Here is a 22,189-nt window from a genome sequence, read left to right as displayed (position 1 = left end):
TTAATATTAGGTTAAGTTTCTCCGATTATACTTTCTTATCGTTGTTATTTAACCAACGCACTCAATAGCAGGTACTCGTAGTGGAAAGTAAAGAATTAAATCAATGGTCTCAATTTTTATCATCAGACACTTCTTGGGGCATTTTAATACCATGGATTAAGAAGCATCCAAAATTAATCCAAGAAAATAATCTTTTGCATCAAGCAGTAATAGCCAACAAAAAAGACCTGGTGTCTTTAATGCTAGATTATGGAGTTTCCCCAAACCATAGAGACTACTCTGGGCGCAGTCCTTTACACTATGCTGTGCTAAAGGAAAGCCGATTAGCAATCGTTGCGCTGTTACTTGATAACCATGCTGAGCAATTTCCTGACAATTATGGAAAAACTCCTCTACACTTAGCCACTGGCGAAAATAATATTGAAGTTGTATCAAAGCTATTATCAGTTGATCACACTATGGATTTAACATTAGTTGATCATGAAAATACCACAGCATTTGGTGCCGCTGTGCAACTTGCTCCTAGTCCCAAAATTTTACACATATTCTTAGGACAGTATGTTGCTAAGATTGACGTAAAAGAAATAGTTTCGTTAATCGAACATTCGAAATTCGATGATAATTCTTTATCTGATGCTGCATTTTTATATTTAATCTCTAATACTAGTATTAACTTAGAAGAATTACAGCAGCTATCTAAAAAAATAAATGTTAATTATAAAGATTCGTATGGAAATAATGCTTTACTAATAGCCGCGGGTTCCGGTCGCATTGACGTAATGAATTGGCTAATTAATGATTTAGGTTTCACTTTAAATTCAAAAAATAATGGTGGATTTGACCCAGTGTTAATAGCAATAGCGCATGGTCAACTTGAGCTGTTAAAAGAGTTAGTGGAACGCTATCAACTTTCACTACAGGTTAAAAACCATGAGGGTGACGATCCTGTGCTGATGACAATCCAGAGGAAGCATTATGAGATATTACGCTATCTAATTGAAATTAAAGAATGTCCTCTTGAAGTTCGTAACAATAGTAGGCAGGATCCGGTTTTGACGGCTGTCGCATTTGGGAATGTTCCCGCTTTAAAATATTTAATGGAGTTACAAAATTGTGCGCTCGCTGTAAAAAATGAACAAGATAAAAATCGCGCATTGTTGTTGGCTCTAGGTTTGGGTAAAACGGAGGTGGCGAAATATTTAATCGAAGAGCAAAACTGCTCCTTGGATAGTGCCAACAGTAATGTGGCCATAATATTTGGTAATCTTGAGGTTTTGCGTTACTGGGTAGATGTGCATAAGCATTCGCTCAATGTCCAACCTAGGTTGAGATCAGGAACGATTTTCGAAGCTACCGCTCTAGGTAATTTCGAAGTATTAAGAGAACTGGCCGAAGTTCACGGTCTTTCTTTAGATGTAGTAGATGGGAAAGGCAGAGGACCCTTGGATTACGCCGTCAATTTTGGGCAACTTAAGATCTTACGCTATCTTGTGGAATTCCATAAACTGAACCTCAAACCCCTTACAATTTTTGGCTTCCAATTAGTAGCACAAGCTATTGGCCACGGTCACATTGAGGTGCTCCGCCAGCTGGTCAATGGCTATAAACTTCCCCTAGATTTTCCTAGAGGTCCGGTATTTACCGCTGTTGAATATGGACAAATTGAGATGCTACGAGAATTAGCGAATGGCTTTAACCTTTCATTAGAGGTTAAAAACAATAAGGGTCAAGGGCTAATTGAAATAGCAATTTCTTATAACTGTAAGAAAATGTTAGAAACATTAATTTGTTCTGTAGCAAAAGGTGGTTTTGGACTTCCATTGGAGAATCCTGAAAAATTACTAGCTACTGCTAATGAAACAATTTTCCAGGTCATCTTTAAACATGAATTTGAACGATTATTAGAGCAGAGTTGTCAGCAAGCAGTGGATTGGGTCCAAAAAATATATCTCTCAGGTGAGCCCTACGTTGTCAATTATGATCTGAAGTCAGTGGTGACAAAGCTTCTTGAGGAACTCATCAATAATTATCTAATTCTTCTTAAGGCGAGTCCTGACTCTGAAGCTACCCTCTTAAAGATTGAAGTGGTCGTCAATGCACTCGACGAAATTTCGCCTGGACAAGGTACTTTACATTTAGGCTTTGCTTATCTAGAACAAGTGCAGTTTGTTGAATCCTATAGCTACTTTTTAGCGTCGTTTAATAACCAGGGAGTAGAAAGTAAGAAGAGCGCTAGCTACGAAATAGTAAATTTAATTATGAATGGCTTTGTAAGTTTAGATGCGGTTGGAACCTTAGATGCAGCAACAACTCTAGAGAATAATGCCTTAACTGATCAGGAGAAAGATGAAATAGGTAAGGATATTGTTGTCATGCAGCGGCGTGCTATAAAGTCTTATGAATACCTTGCCAATGATCAATCAGCTCGCGCTATCGAGCTACGCACTTGGCTGATTAATGTATTGTCGGGTGTTTTAAATCCTAGTCATGATGTCAAAGGAGCCAATTGGTTACTGAGCTCTACGATGGAATATCGCACATATTACCGTGTAAAGAATCCGCTAATGCTTTTAGATGAAACCTTAAATGAGGCATTAGATGGCATATTAGCCGATTATAAAAAGCTTCTTTCTGCCAACAAAAATGATGTCAAAGAACAGCCAGTTAATAATAACAATAATGGACCAGTGACTTTATTTTTTACAAAAGGATCTGAGGCCTCTTCAACGTTGGAGGCTGGGCACCTCCCTGCATACGACCAAAAATTCCCCAACTAGTAGCCTTGATGCAATCAAGGCTTTTTGTTTCCAGAACTCAAAATACTTTGGGTTTCCTTGATTCCATTTCATTGCATCAAGGCTACAAAATATAATAAGTAGCCTTGATGAAACCATGCCTACATTTTACTCTCTAGGTTAAATTCTTTAAGACATAGGGGAGAATGCCGCCATTTTGATAGTAAGCTATTTCTTCCTGGGTATCTAAACGAGATAAGACTTCGACTTCTTGTTCGCCTTCTTCATTTTTAATACTCATAATAAATTTTTGTCGAGGTGACAAGTCTTTATCTATCCCGCGAATTGTAATCAACTCATAACCCTTTAAGCCGAGAAGTTTGTGGTTTAAATTATCTAAGAATTCCAAAGGTAATACACCCATACCAATTAAATTGGACCGATGTATCCGTTCAAAACTCTCAGCAACCACCGCCTTTACGCCGAGTAAGCGTGTGCCCTTAGCTGCCCAATCTCTTGACGATCCTGTGCCATATTCTTTGCCAGCGATCACAACAAGGGGAGTTTCATCAGCAGCGTACCGGATAGCTGCATCGTAAATGGATAGGATTTCTTCAGTGGGTAAATACTTAGTGTAGCCACCTTCTACTCCCATTAACATTTCATTTTGGATGCGTATATTGGCAAATGTTCCGCGCATCATAACTTCATGATTTCCCCGTCTCGCACCATAAGAATTGAAGTCTTTTACTGCAACGCCATGTTCTTGTAAAAATTCACCTGCTGGGCTATTGGGTTTGATTGAGCCTGCCGGAGAAATGTGGTCGGTTGTGATACTATCGCCAAATAACGCTAAGATACGAGCTCCTTCGATATTGCTGTATTTAACTTGAGGACCTTCAAAATAGGGAGGATGCTGAATATAAGTGGAATTTATATCCCAATCATACGTTTGACCTTCTCCTACTTCGAGTTTTTGCCAATCGGCATCGCCTCTAAAAACATCCGCATACTGTTCTTGGAACATGTTGCGATCAATTTTGCTGACTTCGTTAATAATTTCCTCTTGGCTGGGCCAAATATCTCTTAAATAAATAGCTTCTCCCTCAGCATTTTTACCGAGGGGTTCAGATTGGAAATCGATCTTGGTGGTGCCCGCCAAAGCATATGCAACCACTAAGGGAGGAGACGCTAACCAGTTTGCTTTGATTTGCGGATGAATACGACCTTCGAAATTACGATTGCCAGAAAGCACGGCGCACACCCAGAGGTTGTCTTTCTCTATAGCATCAGACACTTTCTCGGGCAACGGGCCTGAATTTCCAATACAGGTAGTACAACCATAGCCTACTAGGTTAAAGCCTAATTCATCCAAGTAGCGTTGTAAGTTTGATTTTTGTAGGTAGGAAGTGACGACTTTGGATCCCGGAGCCAATGACGCTTTAACCCAAGGCTTTGCAGTTAGACCTCTTTCAATGGCCTTCTTGGCGACCAAGCCTGCTGCCATTAACACGCTAGGATTAGAGGTATTCGTGCAACTGGTGATAGCCGCGATGACTACATCTGCGTGGTTTAATCCTGACTCATTAACTTTGTCCCCTTCAGGAATTTGTGACAAGGCAGATTTAATAGCATTAGGCATCTCTTTTAATTTAACCCGGTCTTGAGGACGCTTAGGACCTGCAAGACTTGGCACAACACTTGCGAGATCTAAGAAAAGAGTGTCAGTGAAAACAGGTTCATCAGCTCCCTCATCTCGCCATAACCCTTGCGCCCGTGTATAAGCTTCCACCAATGCTAACGTGTGCTCATCTCGCCCGGTGAGTCGCATGTATTCAAGTGTCACTTTATCAATAGGAAAGAAGCCACAGGTAGCGCCGTATTCAGGCGCCATATTAGCCACCGTTGCTCTATCTGGCAAAGGTAATTCATTCAGGCCAGGACCGAAAAACTCAACAAACTTGCCGACCACCCCTCGTGCTCTTAGCATTTGAGTAATGGTTAATACTAAATCGGTGGCTGTAGTACCGCTAGGGAGGGTGCCAATAAGTTTGAAACCAATGACATCAGGAATTAACATTGATACCGGCTGACCCAGCATTGCCGCCTCCGCTTCAATACCCCCTACTCCCCAACCTAAAACTCCCAGGCCATTAATCATAGTCGTGTGACTATCAGTACCCACTAAGGTATCGGGATATGCAATGAGCTTACCCTCTACTTCACTTTGCCAAACGGCCTTCGCCAAGAATTCCAGATTAACTTGATGACAAATCCCCGTGCCAGGGGGCACCACTCGAAAATTTTCGAAGGCAGTTTGACCCCAGCGCAAAAAAGCATAGCGTTCTTTGTTGCGTTCAAACTCAAAATCGACATTTTCTCTAAAAGCCTGCGCAGAACCAAATTTATCTACTTGTACGGAGTGATCTATGACCAAATCGACCGGTGTCAGCGGATTAATTTTATTGGGATCGCCTCCAGAATTTTGCATGGCTTCGCGCATTGCAGCTAAATCAACAATGGCAGGAACGCCCGTGAAATCCTGCATAAGTATTCGCGCAGGCCTGAAAGCTATTTCATGAAGATCAGTTTTTGTTGTGCCCCAATTGGCTAATATTTCAATATCTTCACGTGTTACGCGCGCTCCATCTTCAAATCGCAACAAATTTTCTAATAATACTTTTAACGAAAAAGGCAGTGATTTAATGTTTGGGATTTTTTTTGAGACAGAGGCGAGGCTATAGTAATGATATTTTTTGCCTTCGACCTCCAACACATTAAATGTATCGAAAGAATCTGAACTCAGCATAGTAGCTCCTCGTGCAAGGGGTGATATTACTCTTCAGCCACTAACAAGCAAATATCCGTCCTGGCCGATTTCGATTAAAACCGAAATTAAGCGAAATCAATGTTAGTTAATCAAAAATGGGCTGAATATGGGTGGGGGTAGTATAACACCATCTTACCCACCCTTGACAAAACCTATGTTCACAAAATAGAGTGGCTGTCCTATTGAGGTAATCTTATGGACACTACAATCGAAAATAAAACAATCACCTGGCAAACTGAACTTGCTGCTGAGAAAGAACAACCTTATTTTCAAAAGCTCATGGCTTTTGTTAAAAGTGAACGTAGTAACAAAGAGATTTACCCGCCACAATCTGACGTATTCAATGCGTTAAAATTCACTCCTTTAGAGACTGTAAAAGTGGTTGTAATTGGTCAAGACCCCTATCACGGACCGAAACAAGCCCACGGTTTATCTTTCTCTGTGCTCCCTGGTATTAAGCCGCCTCCTTCGCTTAAAAATATCTTCTTAGAATTAAACCAAGATCTTAACATTCCTATTTCCAACAATGGCTGTTTAATCAAGTGGGCTGAGCAAGGGGTTTTATTGCTCAACGCGGTATTAACAGTTGAAGCCGGAAAACCACAAAGTCACGCCAAAATGGGCTGGGAACAATTCACGGATAAAATTATACAAGTCTTAAACGATAAAAGAGAAGGCCTGGTTTTTTTACTGTGGGGAGCTTACGCTCAAAGAAAGGGCGAGATAATTAACCCTACCAAACATCATATTCTAACAGCCGCTCACCCCTCTCCTTTTTCTGTTCGCGGATTTTTATCGTGTAAACATTTTTCTAAGACAAATGCGATCTTAACCAAGCTAGGCAAGACCCCTATTGATTGGAAGTTAGAAAACTAGAGTAATTTGAAAGGTGCCCCTAACCAACCCCGGCTTTAATAACACACGCACACCGACTCTGCTCCACATAATCCATGAAGCTGATCTAATAACTTCTGGCTGACATTCACCTGCCACTCTTTTCCTAATGAAAGTTGCGCGCTACCCTGGTCATTTTTGTAATGAATATAGATACCACAACTGCCACCCCGAGCGGGCTCTAAGATGTGGGTCAATTGTTTGAAAATTTCCTCATTACAGCCTAGTGTTTCTAGAGACACTTTTAAGCCTTTCGCTTGTCGTCGCACGTCTTCAAGGGTCATCACCTTTCGACCCGTAATACGATAGCTTTCGGTATAATCATCGACACTGACTTCCCCCTCCACGATGAGCAGCTGATCTTTTTCTAACATGTCGCGACATTCGGCAAACAAATTAGCAAAAATAACTAACTCAATGCGCGCACTGCGATCATCTAAGGTCACAATCCCCATTCGGTTGCCACTTTTAGTGAACACCGAGCGTGTATTGATGACTAACCCTGCAATAGTAACGCTCCTCTCCTTATTCGGTTTTAAATCTGCAATTTTCGCCGTAATAATTTGCGCTAATTCTTGCTCAAATTTGGTGATGGGGTGCCCAGTAAGATACAGTCCGAGAGTTTCCTTTTCACCCAGCAATCTCACTTCATCACTCCATTCGCGCACCTTTACATAATCGAGATCAACCATGTCCTGAGTAGTTTTTGAATCCGGCAAGTTAAATAAATCATGCTGTCCCACTTCTTCGTTGCGATTTTTTTGTTCTGCTTGTTGCAAGGCTTTATCGAGGGTCAGTAATAAGGAGGCACGCCCCACTTCAAAACAATCCATAGCACCCGCACGAATTAACGATTCCAGAACACGTCGGTTAACCTTGCGACTATCGATGCGATAGCAAAAATCAAATAAGTCAGTAAATGGACCGTTCTGCGAGCGATTTTTTAAGCAGGTTTCAAGTGCTGCTTCGCCTACCCCTTTAATGGCGCCCAACCCATAGATAATGCCGCCTTGATCGTTAACGGTGAAACGAAATGCACTTAAATTAATATCCGGCGGAGAGATTTTTAAACGCATTTTATTACAATCATCAATCAAGCGAACAACTTTGTCTGTATTATCCATATCCGCTGAAAGCACTGCAGCCATATATTCAGCTGGAAAATTCGCTTTAAGCCATGCTGTTTGATAAGAAAGAAGCGCATACGCTGCGGAATGAGATTTGTTGAATCCATAGCCGGCGAATTTTTCCATCAAATCAAAAATATGATTTGCGGTATCCGCAGCGACCCCTCTTTCACAAGCCCCCGAAACAAAGCCTGCACGTTGCTTGGCCATTTCTTCGGCTTTTTTCTTACCCATCGCCCGCCGTAAAAGATCTGCGCTTCCTAACGTATAGCCTGCGAGCACTTGCGCAATTTGCATCACTTGTTCTTGATAGAGAATAACACCGTAAGTAGGTTTTAAGACGACTTCTAGAGCAGGATGGGAATATTCAACGCGTGCACGCCCATGACGACGATCAATAAAATCATCCACCATCCCTGACTGTAAAGGTCCAGGGCGGAATAGAGCAACAAGTGGGATAATATCTTCGAACGAACGAGGCTGCAGACGTTTAATGAGATCCTTCATGCCCTTTGATTCAAGCTGGAATACCGCCGTGGTGTTTCCTGCGCAAAGTAATTCAAATACTTTAACGTCATCCATCGGGATTTCAGCGATCTCTAAAAGTTCTTGTTCATTACGATGCGCATTAATGGTTTGTAAAGCCCAATCGATAATAGTGAGGGTTCGCAGGCCCAAGAAGTCGAATTTCACAAGGCCGACCGCTTCCACATCATCTTTATCAAGTTGCGTTACCAAATGATCACCACCGGCCTCACAATAAAGGGGGGTGAAATCAGTGAGTACCGAGGGTGCGATGACAACCCCTCCCGCGTGTTTTCCTGGATTGCGCGGCAATCCCTCTAACTTCATGGCTAAATCAATTAGAATTTTAACTTCTTCATCTTCATGATATCGAGCATGTAATGTTTGATCCTGAGCAAGGGCTTTTTTTAAGGTCATGCCAATTTCAAACGGGATAAGTTTGGCTAATTTATCGACAAACCCGTAGGGATGGGCCAATACTCGACCAATATCTCTAACAACACCTCTTGCCGCCATAGAACCATAGGTAATGATCTGAGAAACGCTTTCTTTGCCATATTTACTGGCAACATAGTCAATAACTTTATCCCTGCCTTCCATACAAAAATCGATATCAAAGTCAGGCATAGAAGCACGCTCAGGGTTGAGAAAACGCTCAAATAGCAGATCCAAGGTGAGTGGATCAAGTTCGGTAATACCCAAGGCATACGCGACCAGTGAACCGGGTCCCGAACCCCTTCCAGGGCCGACAGGAATACGATTCTCTTTTGCCCATTGGATAAAATCGGCCACGATTAAAAAATATCCCTGGAAGCCCATTTTTTGAATAACTTGTAGCTCCATTTCAAGACGTTTATCGTAACGATCAACGTCTTCAGGCGATGCTTTCTTGGGAAAAAGTTTTTGCAATCTTTGCCCTAGTCCTTTCTTGGCCCGCAAAATAAAAAATTGATCTAGCGACATATCGGGGGGAATAGGAAAATTAGGTAAACATACCCTTCCTAGGTCGAGTTGCAGATTACATTTCATGGCAATCACCCAGGTATTTTCGACTGCCTCGGGAATGTCCTTAAATAAATCATACATTTCACGAGGGCTACGCAAAAACTGCTCTGCGCTATAAAGACGTGGTCTTTTAGGATCCTCTAGTACCCTGCCTTCATGAATACAAACGCGTGCTTCGTGGGCTTCAAAATCTTCAGCAGCAATAAACTGCACATCATTGGTCGCCACAACAGGAATGTGATGTTTTTCAGCAAGTAGAATCGCAGCTTGTAAGTACTCTTCATCATACAAACGCCCTGTTCGTTGCAGTTCTAAATAAAAACGCTGAGGGAAAAGCGACTGCCAATACTCAAGATAAGTGGTCGCCAAGACAACATCTTCTTGTAACAGCGCTTGACCAATATCGCCCCTTTTAGCACCGGAAAGCGCTATTAATCCTTCAGAAAGCCCCTCTAGCCAAGATTTATGAATTATTCCTGCGCCATACTGCTGATCCAAATAGCTTTTAGAAACTAATTTAGTGAGGTTTTTATAACCACATTCGTTTTGACAGAGTAATACTAAATGGTGCGGCGATTGAGGTTGGACTGGATTATGAATAAGCAGATCAACTCCAATAATAGGTTTAACACCGGCCTCCAAAGCTGCCCGATAAAATTTAACCATACCAAAGAGATTACAATGATCCGTAATTGCAATTGCAGGCATGTTTAAATTTTTGACGGCGGCAATTAATTGCTTAATGCGAGGTAAGCCATCAATTAAGGAATATTCGGTATGGATATGAAGGTGGACAAATTTAGGTTTCATTTTTAATTATACTTCTTCTAATGGTAACTCAGTCTGCTCGACTTGCCTTACCGGCGCAAACGAACGCCGATGGATAAGGGTGGCTCCTAAACGCCGTAAATTAAATAAGTGTTCTGGGGTTGAATAGCCTTTGTGTGAAGCAAATCCATAACCCGGGTATACTTTGTCGTATTCCACCATCTCTCGATCCCGCGTTACTTTTGCAATAATCGAGGCTGCACTTATTTCTGCAATAAGTCTATCCCCTCCCACATGCGCCGTCACGGGGCACGGAACTTCTGGACAAATATTGCCATCCACTTTCACATGAGTCGGTGCTACTGACAATGTAAGCACTGCACGGCGCATAGCCAATAAGCTTGCCCTTAAAATATTGATAGTATCTATTTCCTCAACATCGGCCCGGGCCACAGACCAGGCAAGACTATTTTGAGTTATCAGATGATATAATTCTTCGCGTTGCTTTTCGTTAAGTAATTTTGAATCGTTCAATCCTTTGATAGGGAATTTAGGATCCAAAATAACGGCAGCCGCCATAACAGGTCCTGCCAATGGACCTCGTCCTGCCTCATCTACCCCTGCAACAATTATCTTTATTTTTTTCAATTCCCTTATTCCCTAAAATTTTGGTCTTTATTATCCTACATTCTCGCCCTTCATATCTGGGTTAAACACTATAAACATTGATTCCCCAGAAAAAAAGTGCGACCATTTGCGCCAAATTAGCAATAGTTTTTATTGTATAGACTCTCCGCGAGGTAATGAAGCTTCAATGAACAAGATTCGAACCGGTGTTATTGGTGTTGGCTATTTAGGCAAATTCCATGCTGAAAAATTCGACATGCTACCTAATTCTGAATTAGTAGCTGTTTGCGATATACATGAAGATCGCTGTAAAGAAATTGCCCGAAGACATAATGTCGAACCTATTTTCGATTACACAAAACTAATTAATAAAATAGATGCTGTGAGTATTGCTGTTCCCACCAGCCTTCACTACCCTATCGCAAAATTTTTCCTTGAAAACGGTATCCACGTTTTACTGGAAAAACCGATTGCTTCAACCGTAGTAGAAGCTCAAAGCTTAATCGATATTGCAAATCAAAAGAAAGTGGTTTTTCAAATTGGGCATTTAGAACGTTTCAATAGTGTGCTGGTTGCATTAGATACGGTGATAGATAACCCACGCTTTATTGAATCTATTCGGCTCGCGCCCTTCAAACCGCGGGGCACCGATATTAATGTAGTATTAGATTTAATGATTCATGATATAGATATCATTCAACGTATTGTTGGATCACCCATAATCAATATCCACGCAAACGGAGCATCTGTTTTATCCTCCCATATTGATATTGCTAATGTAAGATTACAATTTGAAAATGGCTGCGTAGCAAATGTTACCGCCAGTCGGGTAAGTTTTAAGGTAGAACGCAAACTGCGTATATTTCAACATGATGCTTTTATTTCCTTAGACTTACATAATAAGAAGCTCGCTATTCACCGCAAAGGTATTAGTGAAATGTTCCCGGGTATTCCAGAAATAATTAGTGAAGAACAGGCTTATGAGCAAGGAGATGCTCTTTTGGATGAAATCTCCGCATTTCTTCATTCTATTCGAACTAATACACAACCAGTAGTCACCGGTGAAGATGGCAAAAGAGCATTAGCGACCGCTGTTGAAATTACTCGAATTGTTTCCGATCAACTCACTGCAGATGAAGCTGCTGGTTTTGTGGCGCAAAGTTTAATTCTAAATGATTAGTTCAGACACGTTATTTGTTGTAGCGGGTGAAGCTTCAGGTGATCTACATGGCGCTAATCTCGTCAAAGAAATCCTCAAAGAACGGCCTGATATTAAATTTTACGCGATGGGCAGCCAACAACTTGCTAAGGCAGGCGCCAAAATTGTCGTTGACGCTAAGGGTCTAGGGATAGTTGGTTTTTCAGAAGTCCTATCAAAATTAAACCAAATAAGCCGCGCCTTCAAAAAAACTAAGCAGGCAATATTAGAATTACAGCCCAAAATAGTTATTTTAATTGATTATCCTGGGTTTAATTTACGTCTCGCTAAAGCTATAAAAAAATCGAATCCTGACATAAAAATTATTTATTACATTAGTCCCCAAATTTGGGCATGGCGTTATAAACGAATTCACCTCATCAAAAAAGTCGTGGATTTGATGGCTGTTATCTTTCCCTTTGAGGTAGCTATTTATAAAAATGCGAGTGTTCCAGTAAGATTCGTAGGTCATCCTTTAGTGGATGAAATTAAAGTCACACGCTCCCCTACGGAAAACAGACAATTTTTTGGATTAAAGCAGAAATCAAAGATAATCGGTTTAATGCCCGGAAGCCGTCATAGCGAAATCAAAAATTTGTTTCCTATTATCATAAAGACAGCGCAAATTTTAAAAAAAGAAGTCTCAGATATTGAATTCATATTACCCTTAGCACCCACTTTGTCAGAAAAGGATCTTGAGCCTTTTTTACGCCAAACGCAGCTTCGAATTAAGATTGTAAAAGAAAATCACTATGATGCGATTGCGACTTGTGACGTGGTAGTGGTGGCCTCGGGGACCGCCACCCTTGAAGTTGCTATGCTGGCAAAGCCCATGGTAGTTCTCTACAAAGGTTCCTCAGTTTCTTATGCTATAGCAAAATGGTTAGTTCGAGTTCCCTATGTCAGTTTATGCAACATTGTTGCGAATGAAGGCATTGTTACAGAATTGCTTCAAGCAAAAGCAACTCCCAGAAACATCGTCAAAGAAGTTAAATTAATTCTTGAGGATCAACCTTACGCTTTGCAAATGATTATGAAACTTCAAAAAATGGGTCATCAGCTGAAACAACAAAATGTAACCGAATCGCTAACGAATATTATCCTCAAATTGATGAATTAGGCGACATTATTTTACGGGGATAGATCTTATAGTATATTTCGTCTCAAATAAACGCGAGCCCACTAAATTTATAATAAGCCCACCCACTACTAATAAACCTGCAGCGAACTTCCAAGGGTACATGGATTCATTCAAAAATATAACTGAACCTAACACACCCACTATCGGCACTAAGAGCGTAAATGGCGCTATAGCTCCTATAGAGTGACGACTAAGCAGCCAATTCCACACACCATAACCCACCCACGTAGAGGCGCATACAATATACATCACAGCACTGATACCCACCCACGTTACGTGATGATACGACTGCACCATCGCAGCGGGACCTTCAATAATTAAAGAGAGTAGAATCATTGGAATACAGGCTACAAAACTTCCCCATACTACTAAAGAAATCATATTAATATTTTTGGTTTTTCGAGTAATCAGATTGCCCAGACCAAAAGTTGCCGCCGCCGCTAAGATAAAGAGAAAGCCTAATAACGAAATATTTTTTTCAAAATGTAATGCCACTAAAGCAATGCCGGTGAAGGAAACTAAAGCGCCCATTATTTGCCACGAACTCGGTTTTTCGCCGAGGACAATCGCCGCGAAGATGATACTGAAAAACACCTGGACTTGTATGATTATGGATGCCATGCCGGGTGTCATACCCACATGCATTCCGGTAAAGACGAATGCAAATTGCAGAGCAAACATCACCAAGCCATATAAGGCCACTGTTCGGAAAGGAGCTTTTGGAAGTTTGATGAAAAAAATAGCGGGAATACTCGCTAATAAAAACCGCACAGCGCAAAGCAGCAGTGGCGGAATTTCTTCAAGCCCCAGCTTTATAAAAATAAAATTTAGTCCCCAGATGACAACCACAAGTAACACGAGAAAAAGATGAGAGATAGGCATGACATTTCAACATATAGTAAATGAATTTAATTGTAACCAGGCCACGATTATAAAACAAAGTAGCCTTGATGCAGCAAAGCGAAATCAAGGAAACCCAAACCCGCCCTGCGACCTAGAGTGATCCATCCCACATCTCACCCAAAGTCACAGAACGAGCACTTAGATTTAACGCACCAACCCACGACTAGAATTATTAATCGCATCAATGAATAACTGCACTTCCGGACAATCTAATACCATTTTTTCTAATTCAGATAGGGCTTGTTTAACGTTTAAGCCCTGGCGAAAAAGAATATTATAAGCGCGTCTGAGCATGGTAATGGTTTCTGAATTAAAGCCGCGACGTTTTAACCCCACCATATTTAAACCACAAACTTCCGCTGTATTTCCGGTGACCATGACGTAAGGCGGAACGTCTTTGCCAATCATGGTGGCGGTGAGAAAACTATGCGCCCCAATGCTACAAAATTGATGGATACCTACAAATGCACCAATATAAGCATGATTCTCGACGATAACATGACCGCCAATCGAGGCATTATTCACAAAGATAGTATGATTAGCTACTTTGCAATCATGTGCCACATGCACATACGACATGAAGAAATTATTATCACCTACGGAGGTGACACCACCTCCCTTGGCTGTTCCTCTATTGAAAGTGCAAAACTCTCTAATGACATTGTTATCACCAATATGAAGAAACGTTTCTTCGTCTTGATAATCCGCATGTTGAGGGTCTTCCCCTATGGATGCATATTGATAAATTTTATTATTACGACCAATACGAGTGGAACTTTTGATGACAACATGGGGGCCAATTGTTGTACCTGCTCCAATTTCAACGTTGGGTCCCACGATACTCCATGGCCCAACTGTAACGCCTGCTTCGACCTTCGCACTCGGATCAATAATTGCTCGCTCATCTATCACGCTAATGTACCTCTTGCATTAATGATTTCAGCTGAACAGGCGATATGGCCATCAACTGTTGCTGTGCCTTTGAATTTCCAAATATCCCTTTTAACTTTTAACAGTTCTACTTCCAGACGTAACTGATCGCCAGGCTCTACTATTTTTTTAAAACGGGCATTATCGATTCCTGCCAGATAAAACCAAAAATCTTTATCCAATAAACGTTGTACTGTTTTGAAAATTAACATGCCTGAAGCCTGTGCTAACGCTTCAATAATTAACACCCCCGGCATGACCGGTTTTTGAGGAAAATGTCCCATAAAAAAAGGTTCGTTCACTGTTACATTTTTAATAGCGACCAAGGTAGTGTCAGTGCTTTCGACTACACGATCTATCAATAAGAAAGGATACCGGTGTGGCAGATAATTCTTTATTTCGTGGGCGCTGAGATTATTCATTTGTTTCTTTCTCCAATTTTCTCAACTTCCTTGCAATGTCGTCTAGGTTATGTAGACGGGCGATATTTTTATGCCATGCTTTTTGAGGTAATATACTTGTGCCAGAAGAATAAATGCCTGGCTTGGTGATTGATTTGGTAACTTGGCTCATTCCTGTAAAAATAACATTATCGCCAATAACGATATTATCGCTAATCCCCGTCATTCCTCCTATCATGCAATTTCTACCTATGCGTGCGCTTCCTGCAATTCCAACACATCCAGCTATTACTGTATTTTTACCGATGACCACCCCGTGTGCGACCTGAATCAAGTTATCTAGCTTTACGCCGTCTTCAAGAACCGTATCATCAATCGCTCCACGCGCGATGGTAGTGTTTGCCCCAATTTCCACATTATGACCAATTAGCACGCCCCCGAGGTGAGGAATTTTCTTCCATCCCTCGCTATCCCGTATCATTCCAAAACCTTCGCTGCCAATGATAGCGCCCGATTGAATCATACAGCGATCGCCAATATTCACTTGGTCATAAAGGGTAACATTAGCCTCGATATCGCCATTCATGCCAATCGTAGTGTAATCACCAATGATGGTATTAGGCCCAATAACAGTGCCTTCTCCAATTTCGCAGTGATTGCCAATAACACAATTGGCACCAATACTAACGGATGCAGCAATTTTAGAGTCTGTGCCAATTATCGCAGTTTTATGGATTCCGGGCTTTGGTGACGCCTTGATAGCAAATAAAGCAGCGAGTTTTAAATACCCTTGATAAGGGTCATCAATAATAAGTTTATCTACAGGGCAGTCTTCTGCATGCAGGGGTGACAATAAGACAGCAGAGGCTTTAGTCGTGGGCAAAAATTTTTCATAGCGACCACTTGCAACCAATTGGTAACGTGAATTCACTAAAAAACTTATCTGGCCTGGAATCGCTTTTTCTAAAGAAGCAATGCCCTGAATGGTGCAGTCGGCATTACCCTCTAGCGTTGCCCCTGTGAGCTCAGCAATTTGTGCTAATGTATAAGTAATTTTTTGCATTGCGGATTCCGTAAGACAGCATCCAAGCAGTAAGGTACTGCTTGGATGGCTCGAGATTATTTATGAGGTAATTGCTGTATCACTTTGTTCGTAATATCTAGATCTGGATTAACAAAAGCGACTGTATCTTTAGTAATAACAAGACTTAGATTTTCATTTTTTGCTGTTTTTTCAACAATATTTTTAACGTTGTCTAAGAAACCTTTCAGTTCTTTGTTTTGAGCAGCCATTAATTCTTGTTGAAAGTTAGCTTGCATACGTTGTAATTCTTGCTGACCAGTAATGAGTTTTTGCTCTAATTGCTTACGATCATTATTGTTCATAATTGCATTATCACGACGCAATCTTTCACTGTCACTCTTCAAAGTGTTTTGAGCTGAGAGTAATTTGTCTTGTTTTGGTTTGAAATCTTTTTGTAACTTTTCACGAATTTGTGCAATTTGTACAGATTTCTCCATAACTTGACGCATATCCAGCACACCTACTTTGGAAGCTGGCGCAGAAGCATTCGTCACCGCTACAGAGTTTTGCGGAGTTACCGCAGCAAACGCTGAAAAGCTGGCTGTAATTAATGCTAATGAGGCAACCAAATAACTCAATTTTTTCATTCTCTTCTCCTGTAATTCAATCAATTAAAAACTTGCACCCAATGAAAATTGGAACAGTTTGGGTTCATCGAATCTACCTTTGTTCAATGGCTTAGCAAAACTAAAGTGTATTGGTCCCATTGGCGAAATCCATTCGAATTGAAGACCAGCTGCGGTTCTAATTCCACCCAAGTCCATATCATTATGAAAAACATTACCTGCGTCAACAAATAATGATGTTCGTAGCTGATCTGGGAAGGGATTCGGGTAAATTAAGGCAATAGAACCTGTTGTTAAGACATTACCTCCAATCGGCTGAATATTAGAATCACGAGGCCCCAGCGTATTATCATCAAAACCTCTGACAGAATCGATACCACCCGCATAGTAGTTCTTGAAGAATGGCAACTCACCCGTATTCCCAAAACCATTACCATAACCTAGCTGCGCACGCGCATGGAAAAGAAAATGTCCCACAATAGGATGGTAGTAAGCCGTGGAATAACTAATCTTATAATAATCTAAACTGTTGCGTGCAAACGGTAATCCTAACTCAACCCCAAAGAATTGCTTCCAACCACAAACAGGAAATACGGCGCTGTCATAAGTGCTCCTACTCCAACCTAACGTGGCTTTGAACTGATCAAAATTATCGCCATGTTCTGCTATAAACCGTTTAACTTCATAAGAAGCACCGCTGTTGATGTATAGGCGGATGCTGTCATAACCAAAAGCAAAATTGAGACGGCTGAACTCAGCGATGGGAACATCATAATTCACTGCCGCCCCATAGGTATCCATTCTAAATGGGGTAATACCTACCTTGCCTGGATCAGCAAATTGAGTGTAAATGGTGAAACCACGGCCGATGCCACTCATAGTATAATAAGGGTTGTAATAGGTTAAACTGATGCTTGTTGAAGCATCGTTGGCTTGAAAATTCGCGGAAACCCGTCTTCCAGTCCCCAAAAAGTTGGTTTGATTTAAATTTGCGCCATATAAAAGACCATACGAATCAGAAAACCCGACTTGAAAATTAGCCGTCGCAGAGGAACTCTCGGTAACCTGGTACTCTAAATCAACAGAATTAGGATTTTCTGGAATGGGGATGGCCCGAATTTGAATATTCTGCAAATAACCTAAGTTTGAGAGACGTCGTTTAGATTCTTCAACGTTATACGTTGAATACATAGCTCCTTCCATCTGGCGAAGTTCTCGTCGCAACACTTCATCTGTCGTTTTGACATTGCCGGCAAAATTGATACGTCGCACATACACACGTTTTCCAGGATTGATATTGTAGGTAATGAAAACAGTATTATTGGCCTCATCAACATCGGGAATTAAATCTACTTGCGCTAAAGCATAGCCTTCATTCGAAAGAAACTTATCCAAATGTTCTCTTACATCGACGACTTCTTTGCGCGAAAAGATTTTGCCTGGCTTGACGGTCACTAATTGTTGCAAAAGTGCTTTTTGTCCAAAAAATTCACCGGTGAGCTCAACCCCTCTGACTTTGAAAACAGGGCCTTCCTCGATGACAACATCGACAAATACCTTCTTTTTATCAGGGCTCATGCGCGTATTTGAAGAAACGATTTTAATCTTTAGATAACCGCGATCCATATAAAACGCTTTAAGGACATCTAAATCTGCGTCTAATTTTTCTTTCACATATTGATCACTGCTAGTAAAAAATGACCAAGGATGGGTTTTACCTGACTGAAATTGCCGTAGCAGCTTGCTCTCGGTAAATGCTTTGTTTCCCGTTATATGTATTTCTTTAATTTTGGAAACTTTGCCTTCAACTATTTCTAATTTAACTGAAACTCGATTTTGACTTTCATTAGTAACGGTAGTATTAACTGCGGCAGCATAGCGTCCTTGTGAATTATATTGCTGCTCCATAGCTCTTTTCATGGCATCTAGAACGGAATTATCGAAAGGTAAGCCTTCTGCAATCCCGGCTTTCTTAAGCGCGTTGGTAAGATCTGGCGTTTTAATTTCTTTGTTGCCTGAAATACGAATGGCGCCAATCACGGGGCGTTCAACTACTTGGATCACTAAATCGTCGCCTTGCCGACCGACATTAACGTCACTAAAAAATCCTGTGCGATAAAGGGCTCGGATGATATCCGAGGTTTTAGCAGGATCGAGATCTTGACCTTCCTTGACAGGCAAGTAGGTAATAACAGTACTAGAGGGTATTCTTTGTAGACCCTGAACACGGATTTTTTTGACAATAAAGGAAGAGGCAACGGTTGAATAACCCAAGGCGAGAGAAATTACACCAACTAAGGTAATTTTTTTTATTTTATCCATAATCTATACCCATCGGTAATATTCACCGCTCGTTCGCAAAACATCGCACCCACATACAAATCTATACATGAAAATAATTATGTGATTAATGAGTATTTGCTATACGCGATTGGTGTGTTTTATACAAATTTTCCCTAACACCTCTAGATATTTTTAAAGTTAAAAATATCTTCACCTACATCCTGAATGTAATTATAACTTCCAAAAAAGTGGCGCTAGTATACAACAGGTTACCCCACAAGCAAATTATTAAGTATGGAAAGCGGGGAGGCAACTTTGTTCCTAGCCCGCGGACGATGGAGAGGTTTCCTTGATTTCGCTTCGCTGCATCAAGGCTACTTGATAATTGTAGCCTGAATGAAGCGAAGCGAAATCCGGGTCCTAGGGGCTAATCAGTCATCGCACTCATATTTTCATTCGCCAATTCTCGTGCCCTGCGGTCAGCCTCTAGGATAACATCATAACTACTAGCAGGTTCAATATTCGTTCTTTCTAAAACCTCATTAACCAGCGGCACAATTGCGCTAAACGTGAGACGCCTGGCTAAGAATGCCTCAACAGCGACTTCGTTAGCCGCATTCAAGACGGTACTCGCTGTGCCACCCGCCTGGATGGCTGCGTAGGCAAGACCGAGCGCAGGGAAGCGCGTAGCGTCAACAGACTCAAACGTCAATTTGCCAATGTCTACCAGATCTAATTTTTTGACGGGAGCATTTATTCTGTCTGGCCAAGCAAGCGTAGCCGCAATAGGAATTTGCATATCAGGCGATCCCAGCTGCGCTAACATGGACCCATCTTTATAACAAACCATGGAATGGATAATACTTTGAGGATGAATAATGACGTCTATCTGAGCCATTTTCAGATTAAACAGCCAAAAAGCTTCAATGACTTCACATCCTTTATTCATCATGGTTGCAGAATCAACGGAAATTTTTGCGCCCATACTCCAATTGGGATGCGCAATTGCTTGCTCAGGAGTGATACTGCCAAATTTTTCAAGGGGCAACGACCGAAAAGGTCCTCCAGAAGCCGTCAACACGATTTTATCGACATTGGCTGCTGTGTCCCCTGTTTTATAACCAGGAGGCATGCACTGAAAAAGGGCATTATGTTCACTATCTACCGGCAGTAATTCCGCACCAAATTCAGCGATCGTTTTCATAAATAATGCGCCCGACATCACTAGCGCTTCTTTATTCGCCAATAGAATACGTTTGCCTGCTCTTGCGGCAGCTAAGGTCGGTAGCAAGCCTGCGGCACCTACAATACTCGCCATAACATAATCTACTTCTGCTGCCGAAGCGACCTCCTGTAAAGCTGCAGCGCCGTGTAAAATCTTCGTTCTTAGTTTGGCACCCGCAAGTTTTTGCTGCAGTTGGTTGGCATGATACTCAGACTCGACCACGGCGAAATTAGGATTGAACTGTTGACATTGTGTCGATAGCACGTCGATTTTTGATTTGGCGGTTAAAGCGAATACTTCAAACTTATCAGGATGAACTCCTAAGAGATTTAATGTGCTTTTACCGATGGAACCCGTGGAGCCTAATATAGTAATACGTTTATTCAATTTCAGACCCTGGCACGCTTAATTAAAAAGATAAGGAAAAAATAAAGCAAAAAAAGGAATTGCGGTGGTCATGCTATCGATTCTATCTAATAACCCTCCATGGCCTGGTAATATCGAACCACTATCCTTAATATGGGATTGACGCTTCATCATGCTCTCAAATAAATCGCCGATCACACTAATCAGTCCACCGCCGATCACACTCACAATGAAAAATAATAATCCCCGATCAGAAGGAATGCGTAAAACCCAAAAGCCAACTCCTGCAATAACTGCAGCGGCGATCAAGCCCCCAATAAAACCTTCGTAGGTTTTTCCAGGACTGATAGCCGGGGCCAGTTTATGCTGCCCCCATTTTTTTCCGGCGAAGTAAGCTGCAGTATCAGCGCCCCAAATTAAGATCAGGCAATACATCAAAACTATAGGACTAAAACCTTGTAGAATAATGAGTCCAACCCAACAGGGTGTCAAAACTAAAAAACCTATGAGACTACGAATCCATATACTGTTGCCCCACCGTTCCTTGCCTCGAGGGTAAATCGCCAGAAGCGTAATGGCAATTAGCCACCATACAACCGCGAGTGAAATAATGACATAGAGTGGCACGAACACCGAGAGCACTAAGACGGCCGCTAACAATACAAGAAAGCCGATTCTCAAAGTCAAGTTAGGGAGTTCTGCCAGGATGGACCATTCCCAACCCGCTAATAAAATAACCAATAAGGCTAATGAAAAAAAAGTTAACGGCGGCATGAAAAATACGGCAGCAATAACAATCGGAATCAAAATTAATGCTGTAAAAATTCTAGGTTTAAGCATCTAAGAGTTCCTTTGATAGCTGTTCGCTTATAAGACCAAATCGGCGTTCCCGGGAGGCATAAAAATTTAGTGCATCTTGAAATTCTTTTTCTTTGAAGTCCGGCCAAAGAACATCACTAAAATAGAGCTCGGTGTAGGCAAATTGCCAGAGCATAAAATTACTTATTCTTTGTTCGCCACTGGTGCGGATAAAAAGATCGGGTTCCGGCAAATTATTCAAACAAACATAGTTTTGAAAAAGCTCAGGCGTAATGTCTTGTAATTGAATCTTACCTTCCACCACTTCTTTTGCAATGGAATGAGTGGCATTAACGATATCCCAGCGGCCACTGTAATTGGCGGCAATCACCAAGGTTAAGCCCGTATTCTGTTCGGTCATGGTTTGAGAAATATGAATTTGTTCTCGCAGCTCATCATTGAAACGCTTACAGTCGCCAATAACGCGAAGGCGTATATTATTTTTGTGTAAATTTTCAGTTTCTTGGCGCAGTGTCTGCAAAAAAAGATTCATTAGATGTTCGACTTCTTCCGGAGGGCGTCGCCAATTTTCACTACTGAAAGCAAAAAGCGTTAGAATCCCAATCTCTTTTTCAGAACAGGTTTTCACAATTTGTTTAACAGATTCAGCACCTGCTTCATGCCCAGCAACGCGCGGTAAACACTTTTTTTGTGCCCAACGACCATTACCATCCATTACAATTGCCACATGTTTTGGCAATTTATTCATTCGTTTCGTCTCTG

Annotated in this window: 16 protein-coding genes; 4 read left to right on the top strand and 12 right to left on the bottom strand. The window is 41.4% G+C overall.

The window, feature by feature from the left end:
• Positions 1-80: 80 nt before the first annotated feature.
• The gene (locus tag H0U71_02265) at positions 81-2,777 is read left to right on the top strand and encodes an ankyrin repeat domain-containing protein (GenBank protein ID MBA2653875.1); all 2,697 of its coding nucleotides are present in this window, start codon (positions 81-83) and stop codon (positions 2,775-2,777) included.
• A 133-nt stretch (positions 2,778-2,910) separates the two neighbouring features.
• Here H0U71_02265 and acnA read toward each other — a convergent pair whose 3' ends face one another.
• The gene (gene acnA / locus H0U71_02260; protein ID MBA2653874.1) at positions 2,911-5,544 is read right to left on the bottom strand and encodes an aconitate hydratase AcnA; all 2,634 of its coding nucleotides are present in this window, start codon (positions 5,542-5,544) and stop codon (positions 2,911-2,913) included.
• Between the two features lie 216 nt (positions 5,545-5,760).
• Here acnA and ung point away from each other — a divergent pair, with 216 nt between their 5' ends.
• The gene (ung, locus tag H0U71_02255; GenBank protein ID MBA2653873.1) at positions 5,761-6,441 is read left to right on the top strand and encodes a uracil-DNA glycosylase; all 681 of its coding nucleotides are present in this window, start codon (positions 5,761-5,763) and stop codon (positions 6,439-6,441) included.
• A gap of 35 nt (positions 6,442-6,476) precedes the next feature.
• Here the strand turns inward: ung and dnaE are convergent, their stop codons facing one another.
• On the bottom strand, positions 6,477-9,926 hold the full coding sequence (dnaE, locus tag H0U71_02250; GenBank protein MBA2653872.1) for a DNA polymerase III subunit alpha: 3,450 nt from the start codon (positions 9,924-9,926) through the stop codon (positions 6,477-6,479).
• 6 nt (positions 9,927-9,932) lie between these two features.
• A complete protein-coding gene (gene rnhB, locus H0U71_02245) occupies positions 9,933-10,532 on the bottom strand; it encodes a ribonuclease HII (protein MBA2653871.1) in 600 nt (199 codons plus the stop codon).
• Positions 10,533-10,698: 166 nt separating this feature from the next.
• On the opposite strand from rnhB, the gene H0U71_02240 reads away from it, so the two are divergent.
• Together H0U71_02240 and lpxB are read left to right on the top strand one after the other, a co-directional pair.
• Entirely contained in the window at positions 10,699-11,691 is a 993-nt protein-coding gene (locus H0U71_02240) for a Gfo/Idh/MocA family oxidoreductase (protein ID MBA2653870.1), read from the top strand.
• A complete protein-coding gene (gene lpxB, locus H0U71_02235) occupies positions 11,684-12,829 on the top strand; it encodes a lipid-A-disaccharide synthase (GenBank protein MBA2653869.1) in 1,146 nt (381 codons plus the stop codon). Before H0U71_02240 ends, lpxB begins: the two co-directional genes overlap by 8 nt.
• A gap of 6 nt (positions 12,830-12,835) precedes the next feature.
• Here lpxB and H0U71_02230 read toward each other — a convergent pair whose 3' ends face one another.
• From H0U71_02230 to H0U71_02190, 9 genes are all read right to left on the bottom strand, one after another.
• Positions 12,836-13,732: an EamA family transporter gene (locus tag H0U71_02230; GenBank protein ID MBA2653868.1), complete on the bottom strand. Its 897-nt coding sequence runs from the start codon at positions 13,730-13,732 to the stop codon at positions 12,836-12,838.
• A 165-nt stretch (positions 13,733-13,897) separates the two neighbouring features.
• On the bottom strand, positions 13,898-14,665 hold the full coding sequence (gene lpxA / locus H0U71_02225; GenBank protein MBA2653867.1) for an acyl-ACP--UDP-N-acetylglucosamine O-acyltransferase: 768 nt from the start codon (positions 14,663-14,665) through the stop codon (positions 13,898-13,900).
• On the bottom strand, positions 14,662-15,105 hold the full coding sequence (gene fabZ, locus H0U71_02220; GenBank protein ID MBA2653866.1) for a 3-hydroxyacyl-ACP dehydratase FabZ: 444 nt from the start codon (positions 15,103-15,105) through the stop codon (positions 14,662-14,664). The genes lpxA and fabZ overlap by 4 nt, the downstream gene beginning before the upstream one ends.
• Positions 15,098-16,147: a UDP-3-O-(3-hydroxymyristoyl)glucosamine N-acyltransferase gene (gene lpxD, locus H0U71_02215; GenBank protein ID MBA2653865.1), complete on the bottom strand. Its 1,050-nt coding sequence runs from the start codon at positions 16,145-16,147 to the stop codon at positions 15,098-15,100. Before lpxD ends, fabZ begins: the two co-directional genes overlap by 8 nt.
• A gap of 56 nt (positions 16,148-16,203) precedes the next feature.
• Positions 16,204-16,755 carry an OmpH family outer membrane protein gene (locus H0U71_02210; GenBank protein ID MBA2653864.1) on the bottom strand — a complete coding sequence of 184 codons (552 nt, stop codon included), beginning with the start codon at positions 16,753-16,755 and terminating at the stop codon, positions 16,204-16,206.
• Positions 16,756-16,779: 24 nt separating this feature from the next.
• Positions 16,780-19,056 carry an outer membrane protein assembly factor BamA gene (gene bamA / locus H0U71_02205; protein ID MBA2653863.1) on the bottom strand — a complete coding sequence of 759 codons (2,277 nt, stop codon included), beginning with the start codon at positions 19,054-19,056 and terminating at the stop codon, positions 16,780-16,782.
• A 388-nt stretch (positions 19,057-19,444) separates the two neighbouring features.
• Positions 19,445-20,635 carry a 1-deoxy-D-xylulose-5-phosphate reductoisomerase gene (locus H0U71_02200; protein ID MBA2653862.1) on the bottom strand — a complete coding sequence of 397 codons (1,191 nt, stop codon included), beginning with the start codon at positions 20,633-20,635 and terminating at the stop codon, positions 19,445-19,447.
• Between the two features lie 12 nt (positions 20,636-20,647).
• Positions 20,648-21,448: a phosphatidate cytidylyltransferase gene (locus H0U71_02195; GenBank protein ID MBA2653861.1), complete on the bottom strand. Its 801-nt coding sequence runs from the start codon at positions 21,446-21,448 to the stop codon at positions 20,648-20,650.
• Positions 21,441-22,175, bottom strand: coding sequence for an isoprenyl transferase (locus H0U71_02190; GenBank protein MBA2653860.1), 735 nt, complete (start codon positions 22,173-22,175; stop codon positions 21,441-21,443). Before H0U71_02190 ends, H0U71_02195 begins: the two co-directional genes overlap by 8 nt.
• Positions 22,176-22,189 lie beyond the last annotated feature (14 nt).

It is taken from the genome of Gammaproteobacteria bacterium (assembly GCA_013697705.1).
GTDB lineage: Bacteria > Pseudomonadota > Gammaproteobacteria > UBA6002 > UBA6002 > UBA6002.
This window is presented reverse-complemented; position numbering and strand designations above follow the sequence as displayed.

Coding starts and splice junctions, on each gene's coding strand:
- H0U71_02240 (MBA2653870.1), top strand. CDS start 10,699: ATGAACAAGATTCGAACCGGTGTTATTGGTGTTGGCTATTTAGGCAAA.
- acnA (MBA2653874.1), bottom strand. CDS start 5,544: ATGCTGAGTTCAGATTCTTTCGATACATTTAATGTGTTGGAGGTCGAA.
- lpxD (MBA2653865.1), bottom strand. CDS start 16,147: ATGCAAAAAATTACTTATACATTAGCACAAATTGCTGAGCTCACAGGG.
- ung (MBA2653873.1), top strand. CDS start 5,761: ATGGACACTACAATCGAAAATAAAACAATCACCTGGCAAACTGAACTT.
- H0U71_02210 (MBA2653864.1), bottom strand. CDS start 16,755: ATGAAAAAATTGAGTTATTTGGTTGCCTCATTAGCATTAATTACAGCC.
- H0U71_02190 (MBA2653860.1), bottom strand. CDS start 22,175: ATGAATAAATTGCCAAAACATGTGGCAATTGTAATGGATGGTAATGGT.
- bamA (MBA2653863.1), bottom strand. CDS start 19,056: ATGGATAAAATAAAAAAAATTACCTTAGTTGGTGTAATTTCTCTCGCC.
- dnaE (MBA2653872.1), bottom strand. CDS start 9,926: ATGAAACCTAAATTTGTCCACCTTCATATCCATACCGAATATTCCTTA.
- H0U71_02230 (MBA2653868.1), bottom strand. CDS start 13,732: ATGCCTATCTCTCATCTTTTTCTCGTGTTACTTGTGGTTGTCATCTGG.
- fabZ (MBA2653866.1), bottom strand. CDS start 15,105: ATGAATAATCTCAGCGCCCACGAAATAAAGAATTATCTGCCACACCGG.
- lpxB (MBA2653869.1), top strand. CDS start 11,684: ATGATTAGTTCAGACACGTTATTTGTTGTAGCGGGTGAAGCTTCAGGT.
- H0U71_02195 (MBA2653861.1), bottom strand. CDS start 21,448: ATGCTTAAACCTAGAATTTTTACAGCATTAATTTTGATTCCGATTGTT.